Source organism: Halomonas sp. AOP43-D1-4 (genome assembly GCF_052446175.1).
In the GTDB taxonomy this organism is placed as follows: Bacteria; Pseudomonadota; Gammaproteobacteria; order Pseudomonadales; family Halomonadaceae; genus Vreelandella; species Vreelandella citrativorans.
Genome location: NZ_JBQSVY010000002.1, coordinates 155,667 through 182,249, shown reverse-complemented (window position 1 = coordinate 182,249; position 26,583 = coordinate 155,667). Strand labels below are relative to the sequence as shown.

General features: G+C 55.4%; 31 protein-coding genes and 1 riboswitch. Of the genes, 12 read left to right on the top strand and 19 right to left on the bottom strand.

All coding sequences use genetic code 11. The features are described 5' to 3' along the window. Nucleotides 1-30 precede the first annotated feature (30 nt). A complete protein-coding gene (locus ACT3RQ_RS02760; protein WP_444679972.1) occupies nucleotides 31-1,218 on the top strand; it encodes an amidohydrolase in 1,188 nt (395 codons plus the stop codon). A 110-nt stretch (nucleotides 1,219-1,328) separates the two neighbouring features. Here the strand turns inward: ACT3RQ_RS02760 and ACT3RQ_RS02755 are convergent, their stop codons facing one another. The 5 genes from ACT3RQ_RS02755 to pdxR all read right to left on the bottom strand — a co-directional run bounded on the left by ACT3RQ_RS02755 (nucleotide 1,329) and on the right by pdxR (nucleotide 5,527). Next, nucleotides 1,329-1,733: a VOC family protein gene (locus tag ACT3RQ_RS02755; protein ID WP_193056678.1), complete on the bottom strand. Its 405-nt coding sequence runs from the start codon at nucleotides 1,731-1,733 to the stop codon at nucleotides 1,329-1,331. A gap of 38 nt (nucleotides 1,734-1,771) precedes the next feature. Continuing rightward, complete coding sequence (locus tag ACT3RQ_RS02750) at nucleotides 1,772-2,464, bottom strand: uracil-DNA glycosylase family protein (RefSeq protein WP_444679971.1); 693 nt, start codon at nucleotides 2,462-2,464, stop codon at nucleotides 1,772-1,774. A gap of 31 nt (nucleotides 2,465-2,495) precedes the next feature. After that, a complete protein-coding gene (pcsA, locus tag ACT3RQ_RS02745; RefSeq protein ID WP_287076878.1) occupies nucleotides 2,496-3,221 on the bottom strand; it encodes a phosphatidylcholine synthase in 726 nt (241 codons plus the stop codon). Nucleotides 3,222-3,402: 181 nt separating this feature from the next. Further along, nucleotides 3,403-4,011, bottom strand: a complete 609-nt coding sequence (locus tag ACT3RQ_RS02740; protein WP_444679970.1) for a DNA-3-methyladenine glycosylase I — start codon at nucleotides 4,009-4,011, stop codon at nucleotides 3,403-3,405. A gap of 37 nt (nucleotides 4,012-4,048) precedes the next feature. Next, nucleotides 4,049-5,527 carry a MocR-like pyridoxine biosynthesis transcription factor PdxR gene (gene pdxR, locus ACT3RQ_RS02735; protein WP_444679969.1) on the bottom strand — a complete coding sequence of 493 codons (1,479 nt, stop codon included), beginning with the start codon at nucleotides 5,525-5,527 and terminating at the stop codon, nucleotides 4,049-4,051. A gap of 227 nt (nucleotides 5,528-5,754) precedes the next feature. Between pdxR and ACT3RQ_RS02730 the strand changes: the two genes are divergently transcribed. Beyond that, entirely contained in the window at nucleotides 5,755-6,078 is a 324-nt protein-coding gene (locus ACT3RQ_RS02730; protein ID WP_444679968.1) for a GNAT family N-acetyltransferase, read from the top strand. Between the two features lie 79 nt (nucleotides 6,079-6,157). Here the strand turns inward: ACT3RQ_RS02730 and ACT3RQ_RS02725 are convergent, their stop codons facing one another. The 4 genes from ACT3RQ_RS02725 to ACT3RQ_RS02710 form a co-directional block, all read right to left on the bottom strand. Then, nucleotides 6,158-6,655, bottom strand: a complete 498-nt coding sequence (locus ACT3RQ_RS02725; protein WP_087110995.1) for a 6,7-dimethyl-8-ribityllumazine synthase — start codon at nucleotides 6,653-6,655, stop codon at nucleotides 6,158-6,160. A gap of 110 nt (nucleotides 6,656-6,765) precedes the next feature. Beyond that, a riboswitch (FMN riboswitch) is annotated at nucleotides 6,766-6,931 on the bottom strand. Between the two features lie 79 nt (nucleotides 6,932-7,010). Beyond that, complete coding sequence (locus ACT3RQ_RS02720) at nucleotides 7,011-7,157, bottom strand: hypothetical protein (protein WP_441677452.1); 147 nt, start codon at nucleotides 7,155-7,157, stop codon at nucleotides 7,011-7,013. Between the two features lie 110 nt (nucleotides 7,158-7,267). Further along, entirely contained in the window at nucleotides 7,268-8,116 is an 849-nt protein-coding gene (locus tag ACT3RQ_RS02715; protein WP_444679967.1) for an ABC transporter substrate-binding protein, read from the bottom strand. 222 nt (nucleotides 8,117-8,338) lie between these two features. Beyond that, nucleotides 8,339-8,527 carry a YqaE/Pmp3 family membrane protein gene (locus ACT3RQ_RS02710; RefSeq protein WP_172117904.1) on the bottom strand — a complete coding sequence of 63 codons (189 nt, stop codon included), beginning with the start codon at nucleotides 8,525-8,527 and terminating at the stop codon, nucleotides 8,339-8,341. Between the two features lie 43 nt (nucleotides 8,528-8,570). On the opposite strand from ACT3RQ_RS02710, the gene ACT3RQ_RS02705 reads away from it, so the two are divergent. Next, a complete protein-coding gene (locus tag ACT3RQ_RS02705) occupies nucleotides 8,571-8,705 on the top strand; it encodes a hypothetical protein (RefSeq protein WP_442352878.1) in 135 nt (44 codons plus the stop codon). 269 nt (nucleotides 8,706-8,974) lie between these two features. After that, on the top strand, nucleotides 8,975-12,067 hold the full coding sequence (locus ACT3RQ_RS02700; RefSeq protein WP_444679966.1) for an EAL domain-containing protein: 3,093 nt from the start codon (nucleotides 8,975-8,977) through the stop codon (nucleotides 12,065-12,067). Between the two features lie 2 nt (nucleotides 12,068-12,069). On the opposite strand, the gene ACT3RQ_RS02695 is transcribed toward ACT3RQ_RS02700, so the two are convergent. From ACT3RQ_RS02695 to mobA, 4 genes are read right to left on the bottom strand one after another with little or no spacing between them, the layout of a single operon-like run. After that, nucleotides 12,070-13,101, bottom strand: coding sequence for a CobW family GTP-binding protein (locus ACT3RQ_RS02695; RefSeq protein WP_444679965.1), 1,032 nt, complete (start codon nucleotides 13,099-13,101; stop codon nucleotides 12,070-12,072). Between the two features lie 3 nt (nucleotides 13,102-13,104). After that, nucleotides 13,105-14,097 (bottom strand): GTP 3',8-cyclase MoaA, encoded by a 993-nt coding sequence (gene moaA, locus ACT3RQ_RS02690; RefSeq protein WP_444679964.1) that lies wholly within the window; start codon nucleotides 14,095-14,097, stop codon nucleotides 13,105-13,107. After that, on the bottom strand, nucleotides 14,094-15,341 hold the full coding sequence (gene moeA / locus ACT3RQ_RS02685) for a molybdopterin molybdotransferase MoeA (RefSeq protein WP_444679998.1): 1,248 nt from the start codon (nucleotides 15,339-15,341) through the stop codon (nucleotides 14,094-14,096). The genes moaA and moeA overlap by 4 nt, the downstream gene beginning before the upstream one ends. Continuing rightward, nucleotides 15,338-15,940 carry a molybdenum cofactor guanylyltransferase MobA gene (gene mobA / locus ACT3RQ_RS02680; RefSeq protein WP_444679963.1) on the bottom strand — a complete coding sequence of 201 codons (603 nt, stop codon included), beginning with the start codon at nucleotides 15,938-15,940 and terminating at the stop codon, nucleotides 15,338-15,340. Before mobA ends, moeA begins: the two co-directional genes overlap by 4 nt. 242 nt (nucleotides 15,941-16,182) lie before the next feature. Here mobA and ACT3RQ_RS02675 point away from each other — a divergent pair, with 242 nt between their 5' ends. Genes ACT3RQ_RS02675 through ACT3RQ_RS02665 form a run of 3 tightly spaced genes read left to right on the top strand, consistent with a single transcriptional unit; the run spans nucleotide 16,183 to nucleotide 18,260 of the window. After that, the gene (locus ACT3RQ_RS02675; RefSeq protein ID WP_172117909.1) at nucleotides 16,183-16,509 is read left to right on the top strand and encodes a DUF1244 domain-containing protein; all 327 of its coding nucleotides are present in this window, start codon (nucleotides 16,183-16,185) and stop codon (nucleotides 16,507-16,509) included. A gap of 4 nt (nucleotides 16,510-16,513) precedes the next feature. Next, nucleotides 16,514-17,032 (top strand): molybdenum cofactor biosynthesis protein B, encoded by a 519-nt coding sequence (moaB, locus tag ACT3RQ_RS02670; RefSeq protein WP_444679962.1) that lies wholly within the window; start codon nucleotides 16,514-16,516, stop codon nucleotides 17,030-17,032. Next, the gene (locus ACT3RQ_RS02665; RefSeq protein ID WP_444679961.1) at nucleotides 17,025-18,260 is read left to right on the top strand and encodes a molybdopterin molybdotransferase MoeA; all 1,236 of its coding nucleotides are present in this window, start codon (nucleotides 17,025-17,027) and stop codon (nucleotides 18,258-18,260) included. The genes moaB and ACT3RQ_RS02665 overlap by 8 nt, the downstream gene beginning before the upstream one ends. Before the next feature lie 21 nt (nucleotides 18,261-18,281). On the opposite strand, the gene ACT3RQ_RS02660 is transcribed toward ACT3RQ_RS02665, so the two are convergent. The 6 genes from ACT3RQ_RS02660 to ACT3RQ_RS02635 all read right to left on the bottom strand — a co-directional run bounded on the left by ACT3RQ_RS02660 (nucleotide 18,282) and on the right by ACT3RQ_RS02635 (nucleotide 22,568). Then, nucleotides 18,282-19,448 carry a glutathionylspermidine synthase family protein gene (locus ACT3RQ_RS02660; RefSeq protein ID WP_444679960.1) on the bottom strand — a complete coding sequence of 389 codons (1,167 nt, stop codon included), beginning with the start codon at nucleotides 19,446-19,448 and terminating at the stop codon, nucleotides 18,282-18,284. A gap of 18 nt (nucleotides 19,449-19,466) precedes the next feature. Beyond that, nucleotides 19,467-20,078: a DUF1190 domain-containing protein gene (locus ACT3RQ_RS02655; RefSeq protein ID WP_172117913.1), complete on the bottom strand. Its 612-nt coding sequence runs from the start codon at nucleotides 20,076-20,078 to the stop codon at nucleotides 19,467-19,469. An 11-nt stretch (nucleotides 20,079-20,089) separates the two neighbouring features. Beyond that, nucleotides 20,090-20,500 carry a DUF350 domain-containing protein gene (locus ACT3RQ_RS02650; RefSeq protein WP_172117914.1) on the bottom strand — a complete coding sequence of 137 codons (411 nt, stop codon included), beginning with the start codon at nucleotides 20,498-20,500 and terminating at the stop codon, nucleotides 20,090-20,092. A 65-nt stretch (nucleotides 20,501-20,565) separates the two neighbouring features. After that, on the bottom strand, nucleotides 20,566-21,291 hold the full coding sequence (locus tag ACT3RQ_RS02645; protein WP_444679959.1) for a DUF2491 family protein: 726 nt from the start codon (nucleotides 21,289-21,291) through the stop codon (nucleotides 20,566-20,568). Nucleotides 21,292-21,395: 104 nt separating this feature from the next. Further along, complete coding sequence (locus tag ACT3RQ_RS02640; protein ID WP_444621547.1) at nucleotides 21,396-22,091, bottom strand: PspA/IM30 family protein; 696 nt, start codon at nucleotides 22,089-22,091, stop codon at nucleotides 21,396-21,398. Between the two features lie 21 nt (nucleotides 22,092-22,112). Continuing rightward, nucleotides 22,113-22,568, bottom strand: coding sequence for a DUF2170 family protein (locus tag ACT3RQ_RS02635; protein WP_172117917.1), 456 nt, complete (start codon nucleotides 22,566-22,568; stop codon nucleotides 22,113-22,115). Between the two features lie 447 nt (nucleotides 22,569-23,015). On the opposite strand from ACT3RQ_RS02635, the gene ACT3RQ_RS02630 reads away from it, so the two are divergent. The 5 genes from ACT3RQ_RS02630 (at nucleotide 23,016) to ACT3RQ_RS02610 (ending at nucleotide 26,572) form a co-directional block, all read left to right on the top strand. Beyond that, nucleotides 23,016-23,699: a GntR family transcriptional regulator gene (locus tag ACT3RQ_RS02630; protein WP_444679958.1), complete on the top strand. Its 684-nt coding sequence runs from the start codon at nucleotides 23,016-23,018 to the stop codon at nucleotides 23,697-23,699. An 87-nt stretch (nucleotides 23,700-23,786) separates the two neighbouring features. After that, nucleotides 23,787-24,827: a GlxA family transcriptional regulator gene (locus tag ACT3RQ_RS02625; RefSeq protein WP_444679957.1), complete on the top strand. Its 1,041-nt coding sequence runs from the start codon at nucleotides 23,787-23,789 to the stop codon at nucleotides 24,825-24,827. Further along, a complete protein-coding gene (locus ACT3RQ_RS02620; RefSeq protein ID WP_444679956.1) occupies nucleotides 24,818-25,984 on the top strand; it encodes an MFS transporter in 1,167 nt (388 codons plus the stop codon). Before ACT3RQ_RS02625 ends, ACT3RQ_RS02620 begins: the two co-directional genes overlap by 10 nt. A gap of 49 nt (nucleotides 25,985-26,033) precedes the next feature. Beyond that, a complete protein-coding gene (locus tag ACT3RQ_RS02615; RefSeq protein WP_444679955.1) occupies nucleotides 26,034-26,399 on the top strand; it encodes a hypothetical protein in 366 nt (121 codons plus the stop codon). Further along, nucleotides 26,399-26,572 carry a DUF1289 domain-containing protein gene (locus ACT3RQ_RS02610; protein WP_172117922.1) on the top strand — a complete coding sequence of 58 codons (174 nt, stop codon included), beginning with the start codon at nucleotides 26,399-26,401 and terminating at the stop codon, nucleotides 26,570-26,572. Before ACT3RQ_RS02615 ends, ACT3RQ_RS02610 begins: the two co-directional genes overlap by 1 nt. The last annotated feature ends 11 nt before the right edge of the window (nucleotides 26,573-26,583 follow it).

The window sequence follows — 26,583 nt, the reverse complement described above, 5'->3', positions numbered from 1 at the left end:
CTCCAAAACCAGAATTGGAAACACAATGATATGAATGAGTGCATTTACGCCAACGCTTTGACCCCTGATGGCAACAAAAGTGATCTCGCCACGCGCGATGGGTGCTTCGTTCCTATCGATACTGTCTCAACCGACGCCAAAAAAATCGATCTTGATGGACTGACTGTTCTTCCCGTTTTTGTGGAGGGCCATATTCATCTCGATAAGAGCTTTGTTGGCGACGGTTGGTTTCCTCATCGTCCGGTTGGCTCCCTTCGTGAGCGGCTTGACGTTGAAAAGCGCCTTCTATCCAGCGCATTGCCGGTTGTTGAACGCGCTGAGGCACTGCTCGCGCAGGCTCACTCTTTTGGCACGGTAGCAATGCGCAGTCACGTTGATATTGACCCAGTGCTCGGACTCGATAATCTGAATGCTGTCGTTGCTGCCTGCGAGATGTGGAAGGGCCGGGTCGACGTAGAACTCGTTGCTTTTCCGCAGGCTGGCATTGTGTCTAGTCCCGGTACAGCGGATCTGCTCGATGCCGCCATGCGTGAAGGCGCGACAGTGGTAGGCGGGCTTGATCCTACCGAGTTTGACGGTGATGCAGATGCGCATCTTGATGTGGTGTTTGGCACGGCCGAGCGCCACAGTGCGAAAATCGACATCCACTTGCATGAGCACGGAGCAGGCGGTATCAAGCAGATTGAGCGTATTGCCGCGCGAGCGGCAGCAGCCGGTATGTCGGGCCTCGTCACCATTAGCCATGCTTACGCACTTGGCGATGTGAGCCGTGATGAGGCACGTCGTGTGTCGACGATCCTCGCCGAAGCGGGCGTGTCTATACTAACCAATGCGCCGGGAGATCATCCCTTCCCACCGATCGATGTACTACGCGCGGAAGGCGTTCATGTATTCGCGGGCAATGATAATATTCGCGATGCATGGTGGCCTTACGGCAATGGTGATTTGCTTGAACGCGCGATGCTGATCGGCTACCGCTCCGGTCTTTATACCGACGAACAACTGGGTGTCGCTCTTGACATGATCTCGGTGGACTCCGCAAGGGCGATTGGTCGTGCGCTACCGGGATTCGCGATCGGTGACGAGGCGAGTTTCGTGATTGTGGATGCACTCAATGCTGCAGCCGCTGTAGCATCACCGCCCTCGGAGCGACTGCTGGTCCAACACGGCAAAATTGTTCAACCAACTCGCCCGTCGATTCGCTCGCGATTGCTTTGAAATGGCATACGAGTTTGCCCGTGCGAAAACTCAAGATAAGGACAAATAATGTTGAATTTATCTTTTATCCACTCCCCGCAGGCGCGGGGATGAACCTCTGGGCTAGTAACTCACGTCAGATCCATAAAGGGGTTGTAGGCGACTTCCCAGTAGTGGCCTTCCGGGTCGCGAAAATAACCGGAGTAACCGCCCCAGAACACTTCTTCTGCTGGTTTGATTAGCTCGGCGCCTGCGGCAACCGCTTGTTGAAGCACTTGGTCAACGGCCTCTTGGCTGGCGACGTTGTGGGCCAGCGTGATACCGCTGAAACCACCTTTTGAGTCGTCGGCAATGCCGATATCCTTAGCCAATGACGTTCTGGGAAACAGCGATAGCCAGGCGCCTTCCATCTTGAAAAAGGCCACCTCGTCGCTGTCTGTCTCGTGTTCTGGCAGTCCCAGGCCATCCCGATAGAACTGGATGGCACGCTTCAGGTCATGCACGCCGAGGGTAATTAGACTAATCTTGGGTTTCATAGCGGTGCCCTTTAGACGTTGTTTTAAATTGGCCGCTGTCACAGGGTGAGGTTGTCTTGGCGCACGTCCAGCTGTTCCAGACGCTGTTTCAATAACCCTGGAAAGCGCGCATACCAGGTTTGATTGAGCGGCGAGGGGTGCGGCAGCGGGTAGAGCGTAAAGGTTTGCTCTTTTCCATGATCACCCTCTAACGTCACCTCGATGCTACTCTCAAAGCGGTCCTCTTGCTTCCAGAAGGCTTCCAGGCGCGCACGCTCCTCTTTTGAGCGGCCGATACCGAACCACAGGAACGCTTCTCGGCCCAGCGTAATCAGCGTTCGTCCTTCCCAGCGCGATATCAGCACTTCGTTCATTAAACCGTGAAAGTGACGCTTAACCTTCATCGACCACGCCTTGTTGCCTAGGGGCTTGTAGGGCACGGTATTGATCCAGAAAAAGTGCTCGCCCACGGCTTTTGATGCCTCAAAATCCGGCATCGTCTCGCCGTAGAGCTGCTCATAAAGCGCTTTTCTGACCAACTGGCCACCAGCACCGATAAACGGCTCGCCGTGACGCACCTCGTCGCGACCTGGGTCGCGGCCAAAAAAGCCGATGCGCAGGTTCGGCTTGCCCAAGCCGATGATCGGCGCCAAGGGATCGCGCTCAAAACGTTTATAGACCTCGACATCGATTCCTTCGATGTCTGCTGCCAGGGCCCTGAATTTCTTCTCCTGAGTCGGCGTTAGTGACATCGTGCTACCTCCTTGTTAACCAATGTCGGGTTCAGACGAACCACTCCTGGGCTGTCCGCCATAAGCACATGCCAAAAAAGTAGACCGAGGCGACGCCCCATCCCCATAGAGCCCAAACAGCATGCTCAGTGCTTGGGAGGATAAGAAGCGTTGCGCAGAGGCACCACAACAACGTAACGGCGATATTAAGCGGCATAAATTTGCGCACCCGGAAGGGGTGCAGGAACTTCATACGAGTCACGGTGAGAATGGCCAGGACGATGATGGCGGCAAAGGTAAGCCAAGGCGGGAAGTCGAGAATGTAGAAATAGGCCGCAGCGATATTCCAGGCGGCCGGAAAGCCAACAAAATAGTTATCTTGGCTTTTCATATTGGTGTTGCAGAAACAGAACATCGACGAAAGCAGGATAATAAACACCGCCAGCAGTGAAAAACCGGTCGGCAAATCGATAAAGTAGTAGATAAACAGGGCGGGAATAAACGCCCAGGTAAGATAATCAATGACCATATCCAGTGTTGAGCCATCGAAGTGCGGCAGGATGGTCTTCACTTCATACTTGCGCGCCAACGTGCCGTCGAAGCCATCTACCATCATCGCCGCCCCCAGCCAGAGCAGACAAGCCACCGGATTGTCGTCGATCAAAGCGAATAGCGCCATGACGCCCAGTAGTACGCCGCTAGCGGTGAGAGCATGTACGCTCCATGCTTTGCATCGCGATGCGTGAGAGTCTGCTTGCGAAGAGAGCGGTTGAGCCACATTAAACCCCGTTGAGAACGTTATGTTCTGCTGCTGTTTGGTGTATAGATAAGCGTGTCAGTCGATACACTACTACAAGAAGGCGTACCGAGAATACGCAGGCCGTTGAACTGCTCTAAGCATGGCCGTTTCTGACGCCGTCCGCCAGGCGATTGTTGGCGTCCTAATGTATGTAGAAGCCCTAAACGGGCCGCTGAAACTGCAAGCGTGCCTGCTCTACGCGTTCACGTGTTACGCAGGTCAGCGAATGGCCATTGAGCAGCCCCATCGCCTGCATCAACGCAAAGGCCGTAGTGGGGCCGATGAATTTCCAGCCGCGTTTCTTCAGCGCTTTGGAGAGCGCGATGGATTCAGGCGAGACGGTCTGGGTTTGCGGCGCTTTTAACGCATCATGCGCTGGCTCGAAGCGCCAGAAAAATGCTGCCAGCGAACCTTCCTGTTGCACGAGTTCCTGTGCTCGCTGCGCGTTATTGATCGCCGCCTCAATTTTGCCGCGATGGCGAATAATGCCCGCGTCTTGCAGTAATCGCTGCACATCACGCTCATCAAAACGCGCGACCTGATGAAAATCGAAGTGATGAAAGGCCGCGCGAAAGTTCTCACGCTTGTTGAGAATCGTCCTCCAGCTCAAGCCGGACTGAAAGCTCTCTAGGCAGAGCTTTTCAAACAGGCGCTGATCGTTATCAACCGGAAAGCCCCACTCGTTATCGTGGTAGGGCAGAAACTCCGGTGCACCGCCGCACCAGTAGCAGCGGGCGTGCCCATCGGGGGCGATAAATTCGTTCGCCATAGTGATTCCCCTGTTTTAGTTATAAAAATGTCAGGATTTATAACGATGTTAGATTTAGCCATGCGTGGCTGAGCCAGCGGCCCGCACGTAGTAGCTCATCCTCCGTCGCGCCCGCATAGCCCAACACAAGCCCTGCACGCTGTGGTTGCCCCAGATAGTACCGGGAGAGTGGGGAGAGCGTAATATGTGCCTGTTGGGCCAGTTCAACCAGGCGCGCTTCCTGATTTAAAGTATCCAACTCGGCGACCAGATGCATCCCCGCATGGCCTGAGGAGAGCTTTAAACCGGCGTCAATAGCAGGGGCCAGTGCACGGCGCAGGCAGGCCTGGCGCTGACGATAGCCCATGCGCATTCGGGCGATATGGCGTGAAAAGTCACCTTTGGCAATGAACTCAGCAAGCGCCGACTGAATGGGATAGTTGCCTTCGCGGTGCAGGCGAGCGTGAGCTAACCGGAATGTATCGGCCAACGCCTCGGGCAGCACGATATAACCCAGCCTAAGCCCCGGGTAGAGCACCTTGCTGAACGTGCCGATATAGATGACCGATGCCTGTTCCGATAAACCTTGAAGCGATGGCGTGGGCGGCGTGTCGTAGCGAAACTCGCTGTCGTAGTCATCCTCAATGATCCAAGCGCCGTGCCTAGCGGCGTGTTCGAGTAAGGCCAAGCGTCGTGGAACCGGCATGGTAACGCCGCTCGGGTATTGGTGGGAGGGCGTCACGTAGATCAGGCGCGGCGAAGGCGTATTAGCCGGACAACACAACGGGTTCAGCCCGTCTTCATCGACCGGCACAGGGACAATGTTCAGTCCCGCTGCCAAAAAGCAGGTTTGCGCGCCGCCGTAGCCGGGTTCTTCCATCCACAATGTGTCGCCGCTATCGGTCAGCAGTTGGGCCACAAGCTCGAACGCCTGCTGCGCGCCTTGCGTGATCACAATCTGCTCAGGGCGACAGCGCACTGCGCGGGAAAGCGTCAGGTACTCACCCAATGCCTCTTTCAGCGCGGGCAAGCCGCCATGCGTTTGATAGGAAAGCCATGCCGTATCGGCCTGGCGATAGTGGCGCCTTAAAAGGCGTTGCCACTGAGCGTGGGGGAACAGATCCAGCCCCGGCACGCCCGGCGCAAACGCTTGATAGTGCTGGCTTAGCGTGCCGCAGCGGTCAATCAGCGCCTGCCCACGTGTTGAGTAGCTAAACGCCGCTTCCAAAAGTGGCTTGGGATGAGTCGGAAGCGTAGGCAAGTTGGCCACATACATGCCCGCGCCCCGCCGAGAAACCACTAGCCCCTCGGCTAGCAGGCGGTCCATTGCCGCTAATACGGTATTACGGCTGATACCCAAGCCGCGCGCTAGGTGCCGTGAAGAGGGCAAATGACTCCCGGCGGCCAGTTCGCCGTGTTGAATCCAACGGCGCAACGCGCTGTAAAGCTGATGTACCAGCGTGGTGGTTTCTTGGGTGCCAATCTGTAGCGCCAAGGCATCAATAAGCCATTCACTCGACGGCGTTCGCTGCTTCACTGGTTCCCTCGCTATTTAATAAACTGGTTCTTCACCAAGAGCCACTATAACGAGAGACTTGCCTATTCCCACCTCTTTTTAAGGAGCGCTACTGTGAATAATGTTCGGGCTGCCGTACTTGATGACTTGGACGCGCTTAGCGTGCTGCTGGATGAGACTATCGCCAGTTTTATCAGCAACAAAGCGACCTAAAGGGCGCTCGCTACTTTTTAAACCAGCGCTTTGGGTTGGGCGACTCGCTCATTCTGGTCAGTGAAGACGCATCGGGGAAAATCAGCGGCTTCGTGCAACTTTTTCCCGGCTTATCGACGGTAGGCATGAATGCACGATGGACGTTGAACGATCTTTACGTGCTGCCTGAGTATCGCAGCCAAGGCGTAGGCCGGGCGCTAATGAGCGCCGCCGCCGATTTGGCCCAGGATCACGGTGTCGCAAGGCTGGTACTGATGACCCAAGTGGAGAACAAGCGCGCGCAGCACCTGTATGAAACGCTTGGCTGGCAGCGCAACACGGCATTTTATAGCTATCTGCTGGATGTGAATGAGGCGTGAGTAGAGCAGGAGAATCAAGCAGAGAATCATGTTCGCTGATGGGGCTCTTGGCCCGGCATTCGCCGGGCCAGGATAGTGCTTACGCGTCGCTAAGTTTGCGTGCGCGGTGCAGATTTTCCATGGTGTTCAGGCACGCACTAGCGGCTTCCTTACCTTTGGCCAGGAAGTGCTGGAAGTAGAAGTCGTGATGGGTGCTGTGCTCATGGAAATGGTGCGGCGTGAGCACCACCGAAATGACCGGTACTTGGGTGTCGAGCTGGACGCGCATCATGCCGTCGATGACCGCGTGGGCGACGAAGTCGTGGCGATAGATGCCGCCATCTACCACAAAGCCAGCACCGACAATCGCGCCATAGCGGCCGCTTTCGGCCAGTACCTTGGCTTGCAGCGGAATTTCATAGGCGCCTGAAACGGTAAACGTATCCACCTGGTCAGCAGATAAACCGTTGCGCTCCACTTCCTCAATAAATGCCTGGTAGGCCTGGCCGACGATATCGTTGTGCCAATGGCCCTGGATAAACGCAATGCGCTGGGACGTGGTATGTGAGGAGAGTGTTAAAGGAAAGGTCTGATTCATGGTCATTCTCTTGGATAAGTGGTACCAGAATCAGGGCATTCGGCATCCGCCATAGGCATAACGTACGCCTCCAGGGGGGCTTTCTCCGTGGAATAACGCCGTTGAATGGATGCCGTTCTCTTTCATCCGGACTATCACCGTCGGCTTCGGTTTCTCACCGAATCTGCTGACCTCTCACGGGCAGACCAGTGAGAGCGCTCGCGGGCTTAGGCCGCTTTCGTTAGGAAAGGTACCATCACCGCCGGTGGGGACTTTCACCCCGCCCTGAGAACATTGCTGCATAGCAGCCTACCTATCTTACGCCGATTGTGAATGCGCAGCTAGAGGCCAGGTAAAACCTTGTCGAGCGCGCTGCTTAATCGACCCAATCGGCATTTGCCAGCTCGGTAAGCCGTTTGGGACAGGCACTATTAGTGGAGCTTACGGCGGGCAGTGCTTCGTTATACGCCAAAAGCGACTCATCACAATAAATGGGCACGTTGGTCGCCAAACCAACGGACATACGCCGCCCGGGTGACTGGTGCGCTCCATTGTATACGTTAAGCATTGATACCTAATGAAAAGCCCCCGGTCTAGCGACACGGGGGCTTGGTCATGCATCGTGGTAGACGCTTATAGCGCTTCAACGACCTCATCAACTTGCAGTTTCAGGCTCTGCAGGCCGCCGCCTGATAAGTACCAAAGGGCCGGGGTCAGTACGACCAGGCGTGTATCTGGTGTGCCCGCGTCTGCTAGCGCTTGCGTTAACGCATCGGTATCAGCGGCGTCGTTACCAATGGCGGCGCTGCGGTCAACCACCAGCAATACGTCGGGTTGGATCTCGCCAATGGCATCCATCGTCAGCGGTGTAAAGGTGCGGCTACCGCGCGTTATGCTGGTAACGCTATCCGGCATTTCTAACGTGTTGATACCCAGTACGTCATGGACGACCGGATGGGTGTTCAACCCCAGGTTGCCGTCATTAGAGGTAACCACCAGTACGCGCAACGCTTTATCCAGCGCTTGACGGTGATTTTCAATATTGGCATGCAGCTCTTTTAGTGCTTCTTCAGCGCGCTCTTCAACACCAGCATGGCTGGCAAGCTGGCGCACGTTGTCGTCAAAGGCTACCAGGTAATCATCGCCCTGTAGGCTGGTATTGAGCACCGGGGCGATCTCTTCGAACTCCGCTTCCCACTCGCCTTGACGGCCAGTGTAAAGGATAAGGCTGGGCTCGCTTGCGGCAACGGCTTCAAGGTCAGGAGAGCGTAAGCCGCCAAGGTCGGTATACGCGTCGTCGTTATAGGTTGACAGGTAGTCGGGCAGAATCTGTTTGGGAATCCCCACGATTTGGTCACTAACACCCAGTGCATCCAGCGTATCCAGGCTGCCTAAATCAAAGGTGGCAATACGTTCCTGGGCATGAGCAACAGAGCTAACCGCTGTGACAAGCAGTGTTGTGACGAGAACCTTGGGCTTCATGGGTATTCCTTTTATGAGAAAAAGTTTTATATGAGACTATTTCTCATATTGGCAAAAAAATGAGGCGATGTCGTTAACGTGTTATGGAACAGGACGTTTCACTTTTTCGTTTTGGTGGGACTATCGAGGATTGGCGTTGTCAGAAGGGGAGCACTTATATGGGCGTTATAAAGCACTATCCCGCCTTACTGGGCGGGATAGTTAAGGTGCTGGGCAGGAGGACTATCTGCCGGAAGCATTACGAATCTTTTTATCGGTTTGATATTGGCTCAGCGCATAGACAGACCAGATCGCCGCGGGCACCCAGCCAATGATAGTAAGCTGGAGTACCAGGCAGATAAGCCCGGCAAACGGACGGCCGATGGTAAAGAACTGAAGCCACGGCAGTAGCAGGGCGAGTAGCAGACGCATGTCATTCTCTCCTTGATCTAAACAGCGAAAGGTTAAGTAACCGATGGCACATTATTGCAGATTGGCTGATGCTACGCATATCCATTACACCACCGCTGCCAACATTAACCTGCCGCTGATTGAAGCATTTTTCGTGCAAAGCCTGGAAATGCCGTTTTTCCTTGGCACACAGCGATAATAAAGCCAGGTAATCGTAGGAATAGCAGTGAGAAATTAAGCGTAATGTTTTTATCTGCTGCATTCATGCGCCAATGAAAAGCATTTTATGTTTGTAATATGATAAATCGCGCTACTAAGGCACTCTAAATGGATGGAATGAATAAATCGTTTGCCGTTATTCTATCTAACGGTTGGCAGGATAAAGAGTAATGCTGACGACGTTTACGCGGTACATCATCCTATCAATGTATACGTGCTCTTTTGTTTTCTGGCCAAGGTCGATGCGCTATGCCTGTTGTAGATATATTGATGAGAAAGGACCAGAACACAGAGGGCGAAAAGCCTGCCGATGATGCCTTTCGCCACCAGCGTCGCAATGTCTACGCTCTATACGTTATTGCTTTACTGCTGCTATTCAGCCTGTTCGGCTGGTTTTTAAAGGAGCAGCGTGAACAGGAGATAGCCTCTGCTGAGGCGCAGAGCGATGCGCGTGCCAGCCTGATTGGTGAGTGGGTAGAAAGCATCTTCTCTCAAACGTACCACGTGCTTATCAGTGTCGCCGACCTCCAGGGTATGTCGGGTATGGTTAGCCCTGCGCAGATGTCCCAAATGTTAAGTGAGCGTCACCGCTATGCCCCCCTGGTTCAACGAGTTGCACTGATGGATCGTCAGGGTGTTGTGCTTGCCAGCAGTGGAGATAACCACTATCAGGGAGCGGATTTTAGTGACCAGGATTTTTATAAAGTCTTGGGCGACCCTGACTATCCCATAGAGGACATCGTTACGCCGCTTTACTGGTCCAGTGAGGAGCAAACCTACGCTCTGATACACGCGTTACGTCTGACAGATTCATCAGGTGCCTTTGCGGGCATGGCATCAGCACGAGTGGCATCACAAGCATTTGCCGACATGGTTAACCAAATGCAGCTTCGTCAGGGTGAAAGCATTGCCCTGGTAGACGACACGCTTACATTAATCGCCCGCAATCCTGGTGACGAGCGCACGCAAACCGGGGGGCAAGTGGAGGGCGCGACCATGCAACGCGTCCTGGACAGCGGCCAGACCCCGTGGTCGGACGTGATGTGGTCCATTTTGGATCAACGTGAGCGAATTTTTTGGGTACAGCGCGTCGACAACTATCCGATATGGGTGGTCGTCGGTATGGATTTGGACGAGGTGTTAGCGGGGTGGCATCAGCGCGCCGGGATTACCATCGGTATCTTTATCGCTATTACGTTGTTGGGTGCATGGGGAGTTCGTCATTACCTTAAGCGGATAAGGTTAGCTCAGTTATTACAACATCGCCTTAAAGAGCTTGATCAGGCGCGTACCCAAGCCCAGACAGGAGAAGCTCGGCTCAGGACGCTTATTAACTCTATCCAGGACTTGATCATCGTTTTCGACCAAAACAATCAAATAACCTATACGCATGCCCTGGATGAAGGAATGTTGCTGAAAGGCAAAGATAGTCTGTTAGGTAAACATTATAACGAGGTAATGTCCGTTGGTTTATCCAAGCGCTTTGATACTGTCTTTGAACAGGTAAGGCAGCATCGCCAAGCAGTGACGCTTGAATATCAGTTGAGGGTGCCTAGGGGGGAATACTTTTTTCAGGCCGTAGTAAGCCCCTTAGTACATCCTGATGGCCGCTTTTCAGGCACGTTGCTAGTCGCGCGTGATATTACCGAAGCCAAACGGAGTGAAGCGGAGCTTAATATCCCGGCCGCCGCTTTTCAGGCGCACCTGGGCATCATCATCGCGGATGCCGAAGGGAAAATACTGAAAGCCAATCCGATGTTTACTCAGATTACCGGCTATAGCGAAGCCGAAGTGATTGGCCGTGACGCAAAGATGTTTAATTCTAACCGTCACGACTCTGGTTTCTATCGTCGTTTATGGCGCAGCGTCAAACAGCATGGCCGTTGGGAAGGCGAAGTTTGGAACCAGCGCAAGAACGGCGATATCTTTCCCGAGTGGGTCGTTATTAGCTCAATTCGCAATGCTGACCAGCAGCTAACCCATTACGTGGCCACCGTTGCCGATATTAGCGAGCGCAAAGCCGCTGAACAGGAGATCCACCAACTGGCGTTTTATGATTCAGTGACGGGGATGGCGAATCGCCGTCTCTTTATGGACCGCTTGGGCGCAGCGCTTAAAGAGGTGCATCGACATCGCTCTTATGGTGCGCTTCTGCTGATCGGTATCGATCATTTCAAACAGGTTAACGATGTGTTTGGGCACCCTATCGGTGACCGTTTGCTTCAGGGCGTTGCGCGCCTGCTTCATCAACAGCTGCGGGAAAGCGATACCTTGGCACGTTTAGGCGGTGATGAGTTCGCGATACTCATTCAGTCGCTGGATACCGATGCGGCTAAAGCGGCTCAGTTGGCTGAGCTCATCGCCCATAAGTTGATGGTTGCCATACGCCGTACCAGTTCACTCATTGAACACTCGGTCAGCGTGACGGCCAGTATCGGTATCACCCTCCTGGACTATTCGACCAACGAGCAAAATGAGTATCTTCAGCAGGCGGATATGGCGCTATTTCAAGCCAAGGCGAGAGGCCGTGACACGCTGTGCTTTTTTGACCCCGATATGCAGGCAGCGCTGTTAGCCTCAACGCATCTGGAACGTGACTTACGGCAGGCACAGGCGCTTGACCAGTGGCAGCTTTATTACCAGCCCCAGGTGGAAGTAAATGGAAAGACGACCGGGGTCGAGGCGCTTTTGCGCTGGCAGCATCCCGAGCGGGGTCTTGTATCACCCGGGGACTTTATACCGCTGTTAGAGAGTACCGGCCTGATTATTGAAGTAGGTGCATGGGTGCTGGAGAAAGCTTGCCACCAGTTGGCGAGCTGGGCACAGCATGACCGGTTCTGCCACTTGACGATGTCGGTAAATATCAGCCCTCTGCAGTTTCACGATGCTGAGTTTATACCGCGTATCACGGCTATCTTTGAACGTACCCAAGCACCGCTTGACCGCTTAAAGCTTGAAGTGACAGAGTCGCTGTTTGTGGATGTCCGCGACAGCGCCCGTGATAAAATGTTGTTCCTAAAAGCGCTGGGCGTTCGCCTCTCACTGGATGATTTTGGGACCGGTTATTCATCCCTTGCCTACCTGGCTCAGCTACCCTTGGACCAACTGAAAATAGACCAGAGTTTTGTGCGCCAGGTGCTGACCAGTAGCGCGAATGCGGCGATTGTCGAGAGTACCATTGCGCTGGCAAAAAGCCTGAGCCTGGAGGTGATCGCTGAGGGAGTCGAAACGCAGGCGCAGCAGGCGTGGTTATTCGCTCATGGTTGCCACGCCTATCAAGGTTATCTGTTTGGGCGCCCGGTCACCATCGACGCGTTGGAAGCGGAGCTTGATGTTTCTTGATATCAGCCGTTTTGATGAAATGGCGCGGGGGAGAGCATTGACGCAAGTGCCGTGATATCTGGCACCGTACTCGCCAGCGCTTCAGGGATAATGATTTCCAGCCGCGAGTCCTGCCGCCAGGCGCTACTTTCTACATTTAGCGCACCATCAGCGCGGTTAAGCTGCTGCCAGCCGCTGGTCGTATGAAACACGCCTTTAATACGGGCATCACGGGGTAATTCACCTAAACATTGTGCCAGGCTGTCCAGGTCAAAGTGCTCGTCAGGGTGCCAGCGCAATCCCAAGCTTACATAGCCCAGCGCCACACCGGTTTCCTGCTGTGGTGCGCCTTTGGCTGGCGGAAAGTCAAAAAATCCGCCCTCCAAACCAGGGGGCGCGGTTAATGTGCGGTGCGCTTCCGGAACGGCCAGGTCGTGGGCAGGGCTTTGGCCACTGTGCGTTAATCGTTCAAGTGGCAGTTCGCCATTGGTAACCGGCTCGACCCATTTACGCGGCGGCCATAAGGCATTGGCAAACTGCTGCGCTGCCTGCTGCTGTTGATCGGTGGCCTGGTCCCATAAGGTGATGGCTACCGCATCGGCAATCGCCAACTGGTCCTGAAACGTTTCATGATTGAGCGCACGCGGGTCATCCAGACGGCGTGGGTCCAGCGTGGCAATAATATCGCGCACATCAACGACAGCGTTAAAGGCCTCGCCGCGCAGCAGGTCCAGCAAACCGGCGGGGTGACCAAGTCCAGAGGGCTCGATAATCACGCGGTCTGGCTTACTGCGTGCCAGCAGGTTAACAAGTGCTGCCTGCATCACAAAGGCGAGCTGGCAGCACAAACAGCCGCCAGGCAAACCTTTAATAACGATATCGTCGCGTTGCTCAAACATCGCCTGGTCGATACCAATTTGACCGAACTCATTCACTAAAATGGCCCACGTTTCATGCGCAGGCTTTTGTTCAATCAGACGGTGAATGAGGGTGGTTTTACCACTTCCCAAAAAGCCGGTGATGATATGAACCGGCACTTTTGCCAACGCTGCCACGAGTTAACCCCCTGTCATATTCATAAAGCGAACAACCTGAATATCGCCGTCGGTGGTGAAATGGTGTCGCTCGGGTTTGAGCGGTAGCGCATTCACAATCGCCTCTTTAAGGCGCGGCATATCACCGGGATAGCGGCGCAGCACGGCGCGCAAGTCGACCGAGTGTTCGTTACCCAAGCAGAGCAATAAACGGCCTTCTACCGTGACCCGCACGCGATTACAGGTGTCGCAGAAGTTGTGGCTGTGTGGCGATATAAAGCCAACTCGGCTGTCACTGTCGGCCATTTTAAAGTAGCGCGACGGGCCTGGCGTGGTTTCGGTGGTCGGGGTTAGCGTATAGCGCTTTTCAATCAGGGCCTGTACATCATCACTTGAGTAGAAGGTTTCTGCGCGTGAGTGGTCGGACACATCGCCCAGCGGCATCTCTTCAATAAAGCTGATATCCAGCCCTTCGTCACGCGCAAAGTCGACAAGGTCCAGCACCTCATCATCATTACGGCCTTTTAAAATAACCGCATTTAACTTGATGCGGGTAAATCCGGCCTCTTTTGCCGCATGGATGCCGTCAATAACGCGTGTTAAATCGCCGGTGCGGGTGAGCTTTTTAAAGCGCTCCGGGTCCAGTGAATCCAGGCTGATATTGAGACGGCGCAGGCCACCTGCGTAAAGCCTTAGGGCATGTTTACGCAGGCTGGCGCCATTGGTGGTCATGGTGAAATCGCTAAGCCCGGGCAACTGACCAATGTCATCGACCAGCTGTTCTATGTCCCGGCGCACCAGGGGCTCACCACCGGTCAGGCGAATTTTTTCAACACCCAGTTCGGTAAAGGCTTGGGCGACCATGCTGATCTCTTCAAGGGTAAGCACTTGGGCACGCGGAAGAAACGTCATTTCCTCGCTCATGCAGTACACACAGCGGAAGTCGCAGCGGTCGGTCACCGAGATGCGGACATAGCTAACTCGGCGACCAAAGTCATCTATTAGTTGCTTAGTCATGGCCATCTCACAAGTGGTTGAATGCAGACTACCTCGCCAGCTTGTGCACCGTTCTGGTCTTCGGGTAGCTCGATCAGGCAGTTAGCCGCGACCATCGAACTTAACATACCGGACCCTTGCGCGCCTGTCGTGCGTACGTGGAGCACACCTTGCGTATCGCTATGGTAAATGCCGCGCAAAAAATCAGTACGCTGGTAGCGGCTGTTAAGCACTTCATCTGCGACAGCGTAAAGCCTAGGGGGCGGAGTCATGGCGAATGCCTGCAAGTGATGGAGCAACGGCACGACAAACTGTGAAAAGGTTACCATGACAGCGACAGGGTTGCCGGGCAAGCCCACAAAGGGCGTACGCGACTCTCCCAGCCAGCCGCAGGCCAGTGGCCGCCCTGGGCGTAATGCAACACGCCAGAACGTTAGTTGGCCCAGTTGTTCAAGGGCAGGCCGTGTAAAGTCAGCTTGCCCCGCCGATACTCCGCCGCTGGTGAGCACCAGATCGCTCACTTGGGCGGCGTGGGATAACGCCTTACATATCGCCTGCTGATCATCGGGAAGAATACCCAGATCAATCACCTCTGCACCCTGTTCGGTTAATAAACCCATCAAGGTAAACCGGTTGGCATCATAAATGCGGGCATTCTCCAGCGGCTCGCCAAGTGCTGTCACTTCATCGCCGGTGGAAAACAGCGCCACCGTCGGTGGCCGGACCACGCAAACCTGTGCCACGCCGAGCGATGCAAGTAGCCCCATACTAGCGGCATCCAAACGCGTTCCTTTTGGAAGCGCCAGGCTGCCCTTGAGAATATCTTCCCCGGCCAAGCGTACGTTCTGGCCACGCTTAACGCGCTCAGGGTTTGCGATGTGAAGGTGCTCGCCGTGCGTTGTTAACTGCTCCTGCATAATGACCGTATCGGCGCCCTCTGGTAGCGGGGCACCCGTGGTAATCCGCACGCAAGCACCTGGCGGCACGGAGCCCTGAAAACCATGCCCTGCCAAAGAGTGACCGATAAGCAGCCATTGGGATGGCTGTGTGTCTGGCCAGGCAAGGGCAATACCATCCATCGCGGCGTTGGTACCGGGCGGTACGTTGATCGGCGCCATAATATCGTGCGCCAAGCGGCGGCCATGGGCACGGTGCAGGTCAATGACTTCATGGGCAAGCGGTCTTTCGATAAGCGTTGTCAGCGCCTGGCGGGCTTCTTCCACGCTCAGCATCTGGTCGCCAAGTTCAAAGCAGGAGAGCGTCATGGTACGTTCCTGGCGGATAGGCATTGCGCTTCCAAGCGGCTTTTCTCTTCGGCGGTATTGAGATTGGCGAAGGCGTCGAGACAGTCGGACATATCCACACGGCGCATATTATGACGTGCGTACCAGCGCTGAATTTTACGCTCGCCGCTTTTCAGGGCCGCCTGAAGATCATCTGCCAGTGCGGTGCGTATCAAGGCCACTGTAGGATGCAGATACTGACCATCAAACGCCACGGCGATATCGGCGCTTTGTATGCCTGCCAGCATGCGTGCGACCAGGTTGTCCGGGAGAAGCGGCGTATCGCAAGGAACTATCAATAGCCACGGCGTGTTTGCTGCGCGCAGCCCGCTATAAATGCCCATTAAAGGGCCTTGGAAGCCTGATTCCGTATCACTGATCACACGCCCAAACAGGCGGTAGGTGTCAAGATTACGGTTAGCGCTAATCAGCAGTTCAGCAACCTGCCCTTCAAGCCTGGCCGCTGTGTGGGCAAACAGAGGTCGCCCAGCAAAGGGCTCCAGCCCCTTATCGCGCCCGCCCATGCGGCGGCCTTCGCCACCAGCGAGCACCATGCCGGTTAATGCGTGGGTCGTGATCATCGGCATGTCTCCTCTGGCCGATCAGCCTTGCCATTTCCAAGTGTAGATCCCTTGTCGCTATGATGGCGGCCAAGGGCCTTGCTTGTCTATGCGCTTGTTTATGCGTTAGATGCTTGATGGTAAGCACTATGACCCATATCAAACAGTGGGTTCGCTTGGCTACGTTATCGGGTGGAACAGCGCCGATAAGCGGTGTCTTTTGGTATGCTGCACAACAGTCACTTTTTATGAGGGAAACGCTAATGTCAGATTTTAACGAGTTTGATCAGGCTACTCGCACTGAGCTTGAGGCCGCTGCCTTTCGGCGTTTGCTGAGCCACCTGGATGATAACAAGGACGTACAGAATATCGACCTGATGATCCTGGCGGACTTTTGCCGTAACTGCCTTTCCAAATGGCTGGTGAGCGCAGCCGAAGAGCGAGGCGAGCGGCTTGATTACGAAGCCGCGCGCGAGTACGTCTACAAAATGCCCTACAGCGAGTGGAAAACGCACTATCAGGGCACTGCAACGCCTGAACAGTTGGCGGCGTTGGACGCTCGTCAAGCCAAGAAAAGCGGTCAGGAGTAGCGTTATGGAGCCGATGGTTGCCCTCAACATAGCCATACTGACGATTTCAGATACGCGCACCGAAGAGAATGATCGCTCTGGTCAGCAGTTGGTCGAGAGTTTGACCACCGCCGGCCATCGGCTCGCCGAGAAGCGTATCGTGGCTGACGATATCTACCAGATTCGCGCTATCGTGGCCCAGTGGATTGCCGACGCCGGGGTGCAGGTGGTTATTACTACCGGCGGCACCGGCTTTACCGGCCGTGATTCCACACCGGAAGCCATTTCGGTACTGCTGGATAAGCATATCGAAGGATTTGGAGAGCGGTTTCGTCAACTAAGTGGCGAGGAGATTGGCAGTTCCACCATTCAAAGCCGCTGCTTAGGTGGCCTGGCGAATGCCACGGTCATCTTCTGTCTGCCCGGCTCAACCGGCGCCTGCCATACGGGGTGGGAAGGCATTTTGAAAGAGCAGCTCGATAGCCGCCACAAACCGTGCAATTTTGCCAACCTGGTGATCCCCGAGCGAGGCCAGCATGGCTGATTTGCAGCCGACTGATTTACAAACAGCTGATTTGCAAACAGTAAGTGCCGCGCTTGAAGCGCTGCTGGCTGGCGTGAGTCCCGTCAGTGCGGAAGAAACCGCCTTGGGCGCCGCTGGCGGGCGGGTGCTGGCTGACGACGTGATGGCAGCGCTTAACGTCCCGCCCTTTGATAACAGTGCGATGGATGGCTATGCGTTGCGCGCAAGCGATGCGGGTCGGTGGCTGCCCATCAGCCAGCGCATTGCGGCGGGAACACAGGTAGCGCCGCTGGCACCCGGTAGCTGTGCACGCATCTTTACCGGTGGCGAATTGCCAGCAGGCGCGGACTGCGTCGTCATGCAGGAGCGCGTTAGCGTTGAGGCAGGCAAGGCCTTGATACCGGACAATATTCCGCCTGACGACAATGTGCGCCGCCAAGGGCGGGATGTGCGTTTGGGAGACTGTTTGCTCAACAAAGGACTGCGTCTGGAAGCGGCCGCGTTGGGGCATTTAGCGGGGCAGGGCATCACCCAGGTGAGCGTACGTCGCCGCCCTAAAGTTGCCCTGCTCTCGACCGGCGATGAGATCGTCGACCCCGGGACACCGCTGGCGCCGGGGCAGATTTATAACTCCAACCGGCCCATGTTAAAGCGCCTGCTTGAGCGCTTTGGCGCTGACGTGGTGCAGGTCGTTAGTGTGCCGGATGACTACGCTCAAACGGTGGCGCTATTAACCCAAGCCGCCGCTGACGCCGATGTCGTGGTAAGCACTGGCGGTGTCAGTGTGGGGGAAGAAGACCACGTTAAGGCCGCGCTTGATGCCTTGGGCGAGCTGGATTTATGGCGCTTGGCCATACGCCCAGGCAAGCCCTTGGCGCTAGGCCGCTTGCCTCGCGCTGATGGCAGTGAGGCAAGGTTTGTGGGTTTGCCGGGCAATCCAGTTTCGGGATTTGTGGGGGCCTGGCTATTTTTGCGCCCGCTCATGGGGGCGTTGTTGGCTTGCCCAGCACTGAAGGCATTGCCAACGTTAACCGCAACGGCGAATTTTGAGACTTCGACCGGGCCGCGCCAGCACTATATGCGCGTAACGCTTAATTTTTCACCTTCCGGTATAACGGCCCAGGCCTTTGCTGACCAGAACTCCGGCGTATTGTCGTCGTGTATTGAGGCCGATGCCTTGGCGGTTATTCCTCCCCATCATCAGGTAACGCCAGGCGATACCGTTAGCTGCTTATGGTTGGCGGAGTAAGCAGGCGTGTTCTCCTGACCGTTAAACAATGGCGTGGGGCACAAAGCAGGATGAATCCTTGGTAATTCGCCCTACGTCTTCCCGCACGCCGATCCCGCAAGCACGATCACCCACCACCCAACTGCCGATTAACGCGTGATGTTCGCCAAAGCGCGGCATGGGGTGGTAGGCCTGGCGAATCCAAGGGCTGTCCGTATAGGGGCCATCCACTGCCTCACGCTGACCCTCTGGCGTTAACAGTTCAATATTGCTGCCTTCGCGTGAAAAGAACGGCTTGCGTACCCAGCCGGGCGGCAGCGGTGAAGGCGAGCGCTCTTCAAAATAGGCAGGTAGCAAATTAGGGTGGCCCTTAAAGTGCTCCCACAGCAGGGGCAGAATGCCCTTGTTAGACAGAATCGCCTTCCACGGTGGTTCAAACCAGTGGGTGTGCAGTTGGGGAATCTTTTCGCCAAACGCATCGTCGGCCAACTCTTCCCAAGGGTAGAGTTTAAACAGTGCCTGAATGGGCTGATTATCCAGGTCAACAAAGTAGTCGCCGTCGCGCTGGTAGCCAATATCTTCGGTATAAATAAAGGGCGCTTTTAAACCGGCCTGAACGGCTACATCCTGCAGGTAGTGTACGGTCGCACGCTCTTCGTCATTATCCTTGATACATGAAAAGTACATCTCGGCGCTGTCTAACCGGTTGCCAATATGCGCCATCGCGTTGATCAGGCGCTCCTGAATGGAGTTATATTGATCGGCGTGGCGCGGAATTATGCCTTGTTGAATTGCCTGCTCAAGCCATACCCACTGGAAAAAGCCCGCTTCATACAGTGAGGTGGGCGTATCGTAGTTAAGCTCAAGCAGCTTGGCGTGGCCCTGGCCTGAATAGGCAAAATCCATCCGCCCATAAAGGTGTGGCTGGCCAGACACCCAGGAGTCGTGAATGGTGTCCCACATGAACTCCGGCAGCGCCAGGCGTTGCATCAGCGCATTGGAGTGACAGACACGGTCAACAAGCTCCATGCACATTTCATGCAGCTCTTCGGTAGGCGCCTCAATATCCCGCTCTATTTGATCCAGCGAGAACTGGTAGTAGGCGCTCTCTTTCCAGTAGGGTTCGCCGCCGATGGTATGAAAATGAAACCCCAGCTCGTGGGCCAGGGCTTTCCAGTTGGCGCGTTCTGCAACATCAACTCTAAGCATGGAGGTTTCCGAGGTACATCACGAGCCCCAGCCGCCGCGAGCGGATGAGCGAGAACCGAAGCCGCGACGCTGCGTGGCCTGGCGGTTCTGGGTCGCCGTGGTACGCAGGGCCTGGTGGCGCTGATTGACACGCTGGCTGGCCTGGTTAGTGGCGGTATTCCAGTTGCCCTGGTTCTGACGATTGCGGTAAACCGGTTCTTGGTACACTCCCCGGTTGGTCGCACCGTGGCTGGTGCGCGACATCATGTTACCCACCATGTAACCCATCATGGCGGGCATAAACCAGCCACCGCCGCTGCTGCCGGTGGCCGCCTGCGACTGCTGTTCGGTAGGAGCTGTGCAGGCTCCTTCACCGTGTTCAGCCTCACACTCTTCAAGCGTATTGAAGCGGGGGACTTCTTTAATGGACGCCTCGTAGGCATCTTCACAGGCGCTGCGGGTATATACATCGGCGGCCACGCACTCATCAACACTCTGGTAGCTGCGTGGGCTGTCAAAGCTTACATCGGTCGTTTGCTCTGGCTGGCCACACGCCGTTAGCCCGAATGCGCTGGCGCCCATCATCGCAAGCGAGAGGCGGGCGCTGCGTTTGCGTCGCGGCAGGTGTGGGGTCTGATCGTTATGTGCCATCGTTAAACTCCTTACCACGTCATCGAGGCGGCATTAATCAGGCCAACCGCAATGGAGACACTACCCGCCAGAATACCGTAAGCCATATGACCTTCAGTGATATGCAGTGACAGGCTTTCTCCCTGATTCTTCAGCACCATCTTCAGACCAAAGAAAGCCGCCAGTTGAACACCAAACGCGATGATGCCCCACAAGATGAAATCGATGAAACTGATGGAGTTGGCCATAGCGCTGTAGAGCGGCAGTGTAAAACCGACGATAGAACCCGCATAGGCCGTGGCCGCCGCAGCATTACCTTCGCGAATTAACGTCCACTCGTGGTGGGGCGTGATACGGCTATAACAGTACATAAACGCAACGAGAAGCACGAGTGCGCCGATCAGATAGCCCAAAAAGTGGGGTAAGCCTTGTAAATACTGCATGTATAAAATCTTCCTTGGTTGAGAGTCAACGTTGTGGTGATGGCGTGTGTTGGGGCTTGCCGCGTTTAAATAGCATCAATATCGACCGATGTAACATCAACACCGAGATTTTGTACCAGCATAAACCCACCCTCACCGTCATCTTCCGCATTCAGCAATACGTACTCCATGCGTTCGGAGTCTTCGATAGGGCGCTCGTACAGCATGGCATGGTGGGTAACGCTACGCGTCATGACGCTTTCGGTGGTCATTACCTGCTCTTCAAGCACGACGGGCGGCGACCAAAGGCTCGCTTCATCGCCCCACACACGCTGAAACTGGCCGGTGCGCTCGGAAGCATCGGTCGCCTCGACAGCAATCGTTTGTGCACCCAGCTGGCCTGCCTTTTTATCGCTTGCGTTGATCAGCGCATCGAACTCGATATCCGACAAATGCGTCACACGATAAAAATCAAACAGCTTGTACTCAATCACGCGCTGGTTTTCGACGTTGGCTTGCAGCCACGTATCGTTATCCAGATAAAAGCGTACCAAGTGGGCGCCCTGGCCAAGGTCGATATGCCCGACAGCCGCAACATGATGATAGGGCGCGCTGTCCCACCCAAAGAGTGCATCGGAATAGGCGCTTAACTCAGCCAACTGAATGTTGACGCGCCCATCCAGACGCAGCCCCGCAAAATCTTCTTGTGACATCCCGGTCGGCAGGCCAGCAGTGAAGGTGGAGGCGTTTTCTGCCGCAGGGTTCGCCGCCTCATTGGAAGTGCCGAACAGGGCCTTAAGTGTCTTGAACATTCGAGAAGCCTCCAAAGGGCAAGCCGATAGCGCGAATCGTTGGTGCAGAATCAATATGGCTCAGTGACGTGCAGGCCCGCCGGTGGGCGGGCGCTGTGCCACGTTTACGCTTGTGGAGTATTTTTCTTGGCTTTCAGACGTGCCAGCACGTCTTCGGCTTTGCGCTCATTGGCGCCAATGCCCGCCGCTTTCAGGCGTGCATCCAGCGATGAACCGCTCTCTTCGGCAGCCATTTGGTCGGCCGCCTGCATCTGGGCTGAGTTAAGCTGCTGGCGCTCACGGATCCGGTCAAGAGACTCCATCGCACTGCCCATGGCGCTATTTTGCCCGGAGTGGCGCGCCGCTACGGCAGACTGAGCCTTCTGTGCAGACTCTGTCGCTTTTACCACGCTCACCTGCTGTTTTAGCTGGCGCAGCTGGTTATCCGTATTGCGAATGGCTCCGCGCAGGCTTTCAATGCTGGCGTCGTACTCGCTGACGATGCTGCGCTCGGCGTCCAGCTCATCCTGCATGCTGACCATGCGCTCGGCAACTTCGACCGCTAACGCTTCTTCGCCTTTATCCAGCGCGGCTTCAGCGCTCTGCTCAAGCTCGGCAATTTTGCTTTCCAGGGTATCTGCCTTGTTACTGTTCAACTGGCGTTGACCCATTAAGCGCGCAAGTTCGGTTTTGGACTGTTTCAGGTGATTTTCAGAATCTCGGATTTCCTGGTCCAAAATACGCAGCGCTTGAGAGTCAACGACGGCCTGGCCGGTCTCATTCGCTTTACCACGTAACGCCGTCATGATTTTGCTTAACATAAAGTTGCTCCTAAACGCGTATTAAGAAAAGTGATCGTGAATTAAGTCGGCGACTTCCATGGCAGCGCTGGCCGTGGCATGTAATTCAGCACAAATAGACACCAGCTTTGAATCGCCAAACAGCTGCCCGTAAGCCACGTAAAAATCTCGATTATCAATGGATACGATACCGATAGAGGCAAGCGGAAGCGCAAGGCCCTGGCGCAGTAACACGTCGTTAAGCTCAGCCGGATTCGATACGCTGTCCAGCGGGGCAATGGCGGTCATGGCAATCCACTCATTGTCGCTGCGCGAAAGCGTTAAGGTTAAATTGCCGTAATCGTGAAGCTCCCAAATCAACGTTTGGTTGGCTTCATCTAAACTAACATTGGCCGCTGGCCACTCCAGTTCAACGGCTTCTTCCTGTGCGGAGGCATCGTTAATAACGCGATAGAGTTCGGCTGCCGAGAAAGCACCCGTTTCATTGTGAGTAATCAAAGCAGCAAGCTCCTTATGCAAAATGAAGGTTATGTTGGCACTGACAATTCATCATCTTCTAATAACGCACTATCGCGTTTGAGTAAAAGGCTACGCTAACACGCTGCGCGCCTGGATGTTTCACTATCAGCAGCGCTTCTTGAGCGAGCCCATTTAAGACCCACAGGCAGGAGAGGAGTTCTCCGTTAAGCGTACGATAAAAGGAGTCGATAACATGGATAAAGATAGTCAACCGCCCAGTTACGCTTCAGCAGCAGGCTGAGGTGCTACTGCTTACGTTATCTCCGTGAGCTTGTTTTAATGTAGGAGTGTTGGAAAGCTGATCGAATGTATATCAAGACGTATGATATATATTTCGCTAGTGGTGGAAGAGTTAAGCGTCACGTTCCGGCCCTGAAGACAGTAAGGCGGTCGGTCGCTCTTATAAATAAAAGGGGTGGGAAACAGATGGCTGAGAGCAAACGTTCCAACGCTCAACGGCTTAGGGACTCGTTGGAAGATGACATTATTAATGGGCGGCGGGTGCCAGGTGAACGGCTCGACCCGGACGAGCTAGGGCGAACGTTTAATGTTTCTCGCACGCCCGTGCGTGAAGCCTTCCAGCAACTGGTGGCTAGCGGTTTGGTCACCGTATCACCGAAAAAAGGCACCTTTGTGGCCAAGGTCGGCATCGACCAATTAATCGAGATGTTTGAAGTCATGGCCGAGCTTGAGGGCATGTGCGGGCGCTTGGCGGCCCGACGCATTAGTGACCCAGAGCTGGCAGAGCTTCAGGCAGCCCATCAGCGCTGTGAAGCAGCGGCACACGCGGGTGATACCGACGAGTACTACTACGAAAACGAAGCGTTTCATGACTGCATTTATGCGGCGAGCCACAATACGTTTCTAGCCAGCGAAGCTCGTCAGCTAAAACAGCGCTTAAAGCCCTATCGTCGCCTGCAATTACAGGTTCGCCAGCGCATGAATAACTCCTTGAGCGAGCACCAGACCATTGTCGATGCCATTACCCAAGGCGATGCTGCACTGGCTGAGCAGGCGCTATGTGACCACGTGCTGATCCAGGGGGAGCGATTCAGCGACTTTGTGGCCAGCGTGCGCCGTATGGAAGCGCCGATCAGTCAGCCAGGTTAGGTAATGTCCGTATTGGTGGGGTAATGGTCCTTGCCGACACGTCGCGCGCGGCGGAAACTCTCCCTATTAACGATCTGGAGAGAGAACGTGACGCGCCATATTGCCTTATTGGCTTACCCCGATTGCCAATTGCTGGATGTCAGCGGCCCTTGGCAGGTGTTTGCCAGCGCCAACGCACTAAGCCCGGAGCCCTTGTACCGCTTAACCCTGGTCGCCGATGCATCTGGGCCGGTGATGACTAACGGCGGCCTGGCGGTGTACGCCAGCCACACCTATGCCGAACTTCCCCAGCTACTGCCTTTGGATACGTTACTTATTGCAGGTGGCAGCGGTGTAATGGCGTTACGCCAAGACCCGCACGTGCTGGCTCTTTTACGTGAGCTGGCGCCTCACGTGCGCCGGTTAGGCTCTATCTGCTCAGGGGCTTTCTTGCTTGCTGCCGCCGGGCTTTTAGATGGCCAGCGCGTCACTACCCATTGGCGCCACGCCGACCAGCTTGCCGAGGAGTACCCCGCGCTTAATGTTGAGCCCGATGCGCTGTATATCCAAAGCGGTGATCGCTACACCAGCGCCGGGATAACGGCCGGTATCGATCTGGCACTTTCGCTGGTAGAAGCCGACCACGGCGCTGCCCTTGCCGGGCAAGTAGCACGAGAACTGGTGATGTTTCTGCATCGCCCCGGCGGGCAGTCGCAGTTCAGCGAACTTCTACGCTGCCAGCAAGATGCTGGCCCGTTGCGTCGCTTGCTGGATCATCTGCATGCCAACCCTGGCGGGGCACATTCGCTGGAAAGTATGGCATCCTTAATGGCCGTATCACCACGTCATCTTACCCGGCTATTCAAGCGCCACTTGGCCACGACGCCGGTTACTTATTTGACCCAGCTACGCTTGGAGCAGGCGCGTTTGGCGCTGCTGGATGGGCATCAAACGGTATCGCTTGAGCGGTTAGCCGAGCGCTGGCGCTTGGGCGGCGCCGAGCAGTTGCGTCGCCAGTTTCAACGTTACTACGGTGTTTCCCCTTCTGTATATCGTCAGCGCTTCGGCGCGGCGGCTAAGTCTGCCCTTACGTCTACCCTCACGCCTACTCTTGTGCCTACGCCTTTGGAGCCATCGCCATGCCATTAACCGTTACGCTGTTATCGCTGTGCCAAGCGCTGTTGGTCAGTGGCAATATCCTGCTGATTGCCGTATCGCCTCTCATTGGCGCCTCGCTGGCACCGACGGCTAACTGGGCCACTGTACCGGTGGCCAGCCAGTGGCTGGGGCTAATGTGCGCCACTATTCCCGCCTCTTTAATCATGAGGCGGCTGGGGCGTAAACGCGGGTTTGTGCTGGGTAATCTTATTGGCTTGATAGGTACGGCCGTGGCCATTTTGGCGCTACGTCAGCAAAGCTTTGGTCTGTTCCTGCTGGCGACCTGGCTAATTGGTATCGGCATTGGCTTTGGGCAGCTCTACCGCTTTGCAGCCCTTGAAGCATCTCCCACGGCACTGCGCGATAAAGCGCTTGGTTTAGTGATGGGCGGTGGAGTGGTAGCGGCATTTGCAGGCCCTTGGCTTGCCCGCTTTAGCCGTGAGCTGAGCGAGACGCCGTTTTTAGGTAGCTTCGTTGGGCTGGGCGTGCTCTACGTATTGGCACTGGGCATATTGCTTTGCACGCGGTTGCCGGTCGCTTTTGTGCAGGCAGTAGAGGGGGAGAAAAAGCCCTTGCCCGCTATCCTGTGCCAGCCCGGTTTTCTACTGGCCGTTAGCGCGGCGGCCATTGGCTACGGCGTGATGAATCTGGCCATGACCGCCACACCGCTGGCGATGGAAGGGGGCGGGCACAACTTTAACCATGTCGCCACCACTATTCAGTGGCATGTGGTTGCCATGTTCTTGCCCTCATTTTTTACCGGCCATTTGACGGCGCGCTTTGGTGCCCCACGCATGATTAGCGCTGGCTGCTTGCTGCTGGTGGCAAGCGCAATTGCTGCACAGTTTGATGCCGGGCTAGCGGGCTTTAATGTTGCGTTGATCCTGCTAGGGCTTGGTTGGAATTTCACCTTCCTGCCCGCTACCGGGTTATTGACGCAAAGCTATCAACCGGCAGACAAGGCGCGCACTCAAGCGGCCAACGAGTTTCTGGTATTCGGTACGGCGGCCTTGACAGCGCTACTGGCGGGGCCGTTGGTCAACACCCTGGGCTGGGCGATGCTCAATGCGCTGCTGATTCCTGTCTCGTTACTGCCTATGGTGCTGCTGGCATGGCAGCGGCGGCCAAACGCGCCTCTGCTTTCTTAAGATGTTATAACATAGTCATGTTCTTTTATTTGTTACGTCAGGTGGTTAAATGATTGTTAAACGGGAACGCGGCAAGCTGGAGCGCCAGCTTGTTGCTTCGCTGACTGAAGTCTGCGAGCAGGCCAAGACTGAGGTGGTTGGGTTCGTCTGGTTAACTCACTGCGTGGACTACCAACACTTCCCCGAAAGCCTGGTGGTTATCTGGGTATTTGATACCGATGCCCATTTAGCTTCAGCGCTAAAGGGCGAAGCCAAACAGCGCCTGCATGATTTCACGGCCAGTGCTTTGGCTGAGGCGGGGGTGGCGCTGGATAGCATCACACCGCACATTGACTTCGATAGTGAACAGGCGTGCCAGCGCACCCATGGCGGTAACTGGCAGCGCCGTCTGCGCGCGCGAAGTGTGAGGCACTGATGGCCAAGAAAATCGATAGCCCCTGTATATCCGCCTGTCAGTTGAAGGGCGGCATGTGCACCGGCTGCGGGCGAAGCATAGAAGAAATTCGCCACTGGAAATCCATGAAGCGGCCCGAAAAAATCGCCACCATCAAGAGGGCCGAACAGCGTTACAAGAAGCTCAACAAGTAACGGGCGTTAGG

Bases quoted from the DNA above. Each gene is read 5' to 3' on its own strand.
- ACT3RQ_RS02720 (WP_441677452.1), bottom strand. From the start codon at position 7,157: ATGTCCGTTGGTTTGGCGACCAACGTGCCCATTTATTGTGATGAGTCG.
- ACT3RQ_RS02675 (WP_172117909.1), top strand. From the start codon at position 16,183: ATGTCAGATTTTAACGAGTTTGATCAGGCTACTCGCACTGAGCTTGAG.
- ACT3RQ_RS02650 (WP_172117914.1), bottom strand. From the start codon at position 20,500: ATGCAGTATTTACAAGGCTTACCCCACTTTTTGGGCTATCTGATCGGC.
- moaB (WP_444679962.1), top strand. From the start codon at position 16,514: ATGGAGCCGATGGTTGCCCTCAACATAGCCATACTGACGATTTCAGAT.
- ACT3RQ_RS02655 (WP_172117913.1), bottom strand. From the start codon at position 20,078: ATGGCACATAACGATCAGACCCCACACCTGCCGCGACGCAAACGCAGC.
- ACT3RQ_RS02615 (WP_444679955.1), top strand. From the start codon at position 26,034: ATGATTGTTAAACGGGAACGCGGCAAGCTGGAGCGCCAGCTTGTTGCT.
- ACT3RQ_RS02760 (WP_444679972.1), top strand. From the start codon at position 31: ATGAATGAGTGCATTTACGCCAACGCTTTGACCCCTGATGGCAACAAA.
- ACT3RQ_RS02710 (WP_172117904.1), bottom strand. From the start codon at position 8,527: ATGCGTCTGCTACTCGCCCTGCTACTGCCGTGGCTTCAGTTCTTTACC.
- ACT3RQ_RS02660 (WP_444679960.1), bottom strand. From the start codon at position 19,448: ATGCTTAGAGTTGATGTTGCAGAACGCGCCAACTGGAAAGCCCTGGCC.
- mobA (WP_444679963.1), bottom strand. From the start codon at position 15,940: ATGATCACGACCCACGCATTAACCGGCATGGTGCTCGCTGGTGGCGAA.
- moeA (WP_444679998.1), bottom strand. From the start codon at position 15,341: ATGACGCTCTCCTGCTTTGAACTTGGCGACCAGATGCTGAGCGTGGAA.
- ACT3RQ_RS02740 (WP_444679970.1), bottom strand. From the start codon at position 4,011: ATGGCGAACGAATTTATCGCCCCCGATGGGCACGCCCGCTGCTACTGG.
- ACT3RQ_RS02610 (WP_172117922.1), top strand. From the start codon at position 26,399: ATGGCCAAGAAAATCGATAGCCCCTGTATATCCGCCTGTCAGTTGAAG.
- ACT3RQ_RS02755 (WP_193056678.1), bottom strand. From the start codon at position 1,733: ATGAAACCCAAGATTAGTCTAATTACCCTCGGCGTGCATGACCTGAAG.
- ACT3RQ_RS02665 (WP_444679961.1), top strand. From the start codon at position 17,025: ATGGCTGATTTGCAGCCGACTGATTTACAAACAGCTGATTTGCAAACA.
- ACT3RQ_RS02630 (WP_444679958.1), top strand. From the start codon at position 23,016: ATGGCTGAGAGCAAACGTTCCAACGCTCAACGGCTTAGGGACTCGTTG.
- ACT3RQ_RS02750 (WP_444679971.1), bottom strand. From the start codon at position 2,464: ATGTCACTAACGCCGACTCAGGAGAAGAAATTCAGGGCCCTGGCAGCA.
- ACT3RQ_RS02645 (WP_444679959.1), bottom strand. From the start codon at position 21,291: ATGTTCAAGACACTTAAGGCCCTGTTCGGCACTTCCAATGAGGCGGCG.
- ACT3RQ_RS02715 (WP_444679967.1), bottom strand. From the start codon at position 8,116: ATGAAGCCCAAGGTTCTCGTCACAACACTGCTTGTCACAGCGGTTAGC.
- ACT3RQ_RS02725 (WP_087110995.1), bottom strand. From the start codon at position 6,655: ATGAATCAGACCTTTCCTTTAACACTCTCCTCACATACCACGTCCCAG.
- moaA (WP_444679964.1), bottom strand. From the start codon at position 14,097: ATGACTAAGCAACTAATAGATGACTTTGGTCGCCGAGTTAGCTATGTC.
- ACT3RQ_RS02620 (WP_444679956.1), top strand. From the start codon at position 24,818: ATGCCATTAACCGTTACGCTGTTATCGCTGTGCCAAGCGCTGTTGGTC.
- ACT3RQ_RS02640 (WP_444621547.1), bottom strand. From the start codon at position 22,091: ATGTTAAGCAAAATCATGACGGCGTTACGTGGTAAAGCGAATGAGACC.
- ACT3RQ_RS02700 (WP_444679966.1), top strand. From the start codon at position 8,975: ATGCCTGTTGTAGATATATTGATGAGAAAGGACCAGAACACAGAGGGC.
- ACT3RQ_RS02705 (WP_442352878.1), top strand. From the start codon at position 8,571: ATGGCACATTATTGCAGATTGGCTGATGCTACGCATATCCATTACACC.